Genomic DNA, 3,830 nt, shown 5'->3' with positions numbered 1-3,830 from the left:
GCGACGCTGCTGGCCGAGGACTACGCCAAGACCCGGCTGGGCGGCGGCGCGACCGCCGCCGACGCCCCGCCCCCGGGCGCCTATGTCTCCGACCGCTTCCGCGACCTGCGCGACTTCGTGAACGGCCCGAATGGCGGCACGTCGCCGCTGGACGACATGATCAAGACCATGGCCGAGATCCCGGTGCAGATGCGGCGCAGCTCGGGCATCCCCGGGGCCGGCGGCGCCGCCGCGAATGCCGAGCTGGCCGACCTGGCGCAGCGGCTGACGGGATCGGCGGCCCGGGCGCCCGAGGCGATGCGCGGCTGGGCCGACCAGGTCTCGCAGGCCACCTCCAAGACCTCCATCGGGGGCGTCCGGGACGCGCTGAATGCCAAGTGGAACGTGGCGGGGCGGCCGCTGTGCCAGGCGGCCGTGCCCGGCCGATACCCCTTCGCGCGGGGCAGCAAGCAGGACGCGAAGATGGACGATTTCGGCCGCCTGTTCGGCCAGGGCGGGGTGTTCGACACCTTCTTCAACCAGGACCTGTCCCAGTACATCGACACGTCGGGCACGCCCTGGCGCTGGAGGACGCTGAACAACGTCGATCTCGGCATCAGCAACGGCGCGCTGGCGCCGTTCGAGAAGGCGGCCCGCATCCGCGACGCCTTCTTCCCGCAGGGCGGCGCGCAGCCCAACGTCGGTGTGACCATCACGCAGCAGAGCCTGTCCACGGATGCGGCCAGCGTGCTGCTGGAGATCAACGGCCAGGCCAGCACCTCCGACCATGGCGGCGGGCAGCCTATGGCCATCCGCTGGCCCGGCCAGGGGGCCGGCCAGGTGCGGGTGTCGTTCACCGGCATCAACGGCGTGCCCACCGGCGGCGTCACGCTGGATGGGTCCTGGGCGCTGTTCCGGCTGGTGGACCAGTCGGGCGGCCGCAGCGCCGGGTCCAGCGACATCATCCGCTTCACGGTGTCGGCCGGCGGCAGCAGCGCCACCTACCAGATGAAGACCGAGAGCAGCTTCAACCCCTTCGGGCTGCCGCAGCTGAGGGATTTCTCATGCCCGCAGGCGTTCTGACCGAGGGCCCGGGCCGTCCCGGCTTCTTCGGCAAGCTGCCGTGGCTCGGGGATTTCGTCACCCGCGACCTGCCGGTCAGCTTCGTGACGCCGTGGGACGGGTGGCTGCAGGCCGGCATGGCGGCGACAAGGGAGGGGCTGGGCGAGGCCTGGGTGGACCGGTTCCTGACCGCCCCGATCTGGCGCTTCCTGCTGCCGGCGGGCTGCGCCGGCCCGGCCATGGCCGGGGTGCTGATGCCCAGCGTCGACCGGGTCGGGCGCTATTTCCCGCTGACGCTGGCGATGCCGCTCGACACCGATCCCGCGGCCGAGGCGCCGCTGGCGGCCGCCGCCTGGTTCGACGGGCTGGAGGCGGTGGCGCTGGCGGCGCTGGACGAGGCCGTCAGCCCCGAGGCGTGGGAGGAGTCGGTGGCGCGCCTGCCGCCCCCTGCCCCGGCCGATGCCGGCGCGGTCGTCCCGATCGACCAGGGCTGGCAGGCGCATGCGCTGACCGACGGGCCGTCGCTCGGCACCGCCGCCCTGCGGCTGGCGGGCCACGGCGCCACAGCCGGCCGGTCGCGGTTCTGGACCGATCCCGCCCAGGGCGGCTGGTACCTGGCCGGGGACGGCCTGCCGCCGGCCTCGATCTGGCCGCAGGCCTTCATGGGCCCGCCCTCTGCCGCGGAGGATGCCGCGCCGTGAACCGGCTGCGCTTCCTCTCGATCGGCCTGACCAATGCCGGCGCGGTCCGCCGGTTGAACGAGGACGCGTTCCTGTCGCGGCCGGAGATCGGGCTGTGGGCCGTGGCCGACGGCATGGGCGGCCACAGCCATGGCGACGAGGCCAGCCGCATGGTGGTGGACACGCTGGCCCGGGTGCGGCCGCCCGACTCCGGCAGCGGCTTCATTCAGGAGGTGCGGTCGCGGCTGGCCGCGGCCCACCAGGCCATTCACGACAGGGCGGAGCAGCAAGGGGCGACGATCGGCGCCACCGCGGTCGTGCTGATGATCTATGCCGACCGCTTCGTCTGCCTGTGGGCGGGGGACAGCCGGCTGTACTTGCTGCGCAACCGCCAGCTGTGGCAGATCACCCGCGACCACTCCTATGTCCAGGAGCTGGTCGACAGCGGCGCGCTGTCGCCGGAGGCGGCGCTGAACCATCCCCAGGCGAATGTGATCACCCGGGCGATCGGCGCGGCCCGGGAGCTGGAGCTGGACATGGAGCGCAGCGCCGTGCGCGACGGCGACGTCTTCCTGCTGTGCAGCGACGGGCTGACCAAGGTGGTGACCGACGCGGAGATCGCCAACCTGCTGGACGGCCTGCCGCCCGACCAGGCCGCCGCCAGCCTGATCAACCTGGCGCTGGGCCGCGGCGCGCCCGACAACGTCACGGTGGTGGCGCTGGCCTGCGCCGACGATGACGACGTGACGGTGCCGCCCGGCCGGATCAGCGGGGTGCAGCCGTGAGCGGCGCCCTGCCGCCGGACGATCCGGCGCCGGACGCCACCCGCCTGCGGACCGACCGGACCGACGCGCTCGCCTCTCCCCGGACCGGACCGTCGCGGGGACAACCGGCCGCCGGCCTGACCCCGGGCACGCTGATCCTGCACACCTACCGCGTCGTGCGGCTGATCAACCGCGGCGGCATGGGCGAGATCTACCAGGCCGAGCACGCCGACCAGAAGACCCAGCACGCCATCAAGATCATCCTGCCGGAGCTGGTGGGCGACGAATCGATCGCCACGCTGTTCCTGCGCGAGGCCGAGGCGCTGCGGAAGATCCGGCACGACGCGATCGTCGGCTATGACGGCCTGTTTCGGGACGAGACCGGCCGGCTGCACCTGGTGATGGAGTATGTCGACGGCCCGTCGCTGCGCGACCGGATCCGCCAGGGCCCCCTGGCGGCGGAGGAGGTCGGGCGGCTGCGCGACCGGCTGGCCGCCGGCCTGGCCGAGGCGCATGACCGCGGCATCTTCCACCGCGACGTCTCGCCGGACAACATCATCCTCGAGCACGGCGCGCTGGACCGCGCCAAGGTGATCGATTTCGGCATCGCCAAGCTGGCCGACACCAACACCCAGACCGTCGTCGGCGAGGGCTTCGCCGGCAAGATGACCTGGGCGTCGCCGGAGCAGGTCGGCCTGTTCGGCGGGCAGGTCGACGGCCGGTCGGACATCTACAGCCTGGGCCTGGTCCTGGCGGCCGCGGCGCGCGGCCGCCCGCTGGAGATGGGCCGGACGATGATGGCCACGATCGAGGCCCGCAAGACGGTGCCGGCGCTGGAGGGCGTGCCCGCCAGCCTGGCCGGGCAGATCCGGCTGATGCTGGCCCCCGACCCGCTCGACCGGCCGCATGCGATGCGCAGCCTGATCGCGCCGCCGGCCACGGCCGTTGCTCCCCCGCCGCCCCGGCCGCGCGGCTCCTCCCGCTCCTGGCTGTGGGTCGCCGCGGCCCCGGTCGTCGTCGCCATCGGCGGCGGCGCCTGGTGGGTGGCCCGGCATCCGGAGATCCTGCCCGGCTTCGACCATCCGGCCCCGCCCACCGGCGGCGGCGGCCCGACCACGGGCGGAACCAAGGTCCCACCACCGCCTCCCGCTGGCGGCACCACCTCGCCGCCTCCGCCTGCCACCGGCGGCACCACCTCGCCGCCCCCGCCGACGACGGCCGGAACCTCCACGCCGGTGCCTCCGCCGCCGCCCGTCAAGGGACCGACCACCGTTCCGCCGCCGCCTCCCGTCGTCGGCACCACCTCGCCGCCCCCGCCGACGACCGGGACCTCCACGCCGGTGCC

At 74.2% G+C, this 3,830-nt stretch carries 4 protein-coding genes; all 4 read left to right on the top strand.

What is annotated here, in order from left to right:
• Window positions 1-1,062: type VI secretion IcmF C-terminal domain-containing protein (locus ABDW35_RS33585; RefSeq protein ID WP_343718198.1), on the top strand; the 1,062-nt coding region annotated here is incomplete at its 5' end.
• Window positions 1,044-1,742 carry a type VI secretion system-associated protein TagF gene (gene tagF / locus ABDW35_RS33580; RefSeq protein WP_343718197.1) on the top strand — a complete coding sequence of 233 codons (699 nt, stop codon included), beginning with the start codon at window positions 1,044-1,046 and terminating at the stop codon, window positions 1,740-1,742. The genes ABDW35_RS33585 and tagF, both read left to right, overlap by 19 nt.
• A complete protein-coding gene (locus ABDW35_RS33575; protein WP_343718196.1) occupies window positions 1,739-2,506 on the top strand; it encodes a protein phosphatase 2C domain-containing protein in 768 nt (255 codons plus the stop codon). Before tagF ends, ABDW35_RS33575 begins: the two co-directional genes overlap by 4 nt.
• The coding region (locus ABDW35_RS33570) for a serine/threonine-protein kinase (protein WP_343718195.1) at window positions 2,503-3,830 on the top strand (1,328 nt) is incomplete at its 3' end. The genes ABDW35_RS33575 and ABDW35_RS33570, both read left to right, overlap by 4 nt.

It is taken from the genome of Inquilinus sp., from assembly GCF_039594555.1.
In the GTDB taxonomy this organism is placed as follows: Bacteria; Pseudomonadota; Alphaproteobacteria; order DSM-16000; family Inquilinaceae; genus Inquilinus.
This window is presented reverse-complemented; position numbering and strand designations above follow the sequence as displayed.

What these genes read in the sequence shown, in the direction of transcription:
- tagF (WP_343718197.1), top strand. Translation starts at nt 1,044, where the DNA reads ATGCCCGCAGGCGTTCTGACCGAGGGCCCGGGCCGTCCCGGCTTCTTC.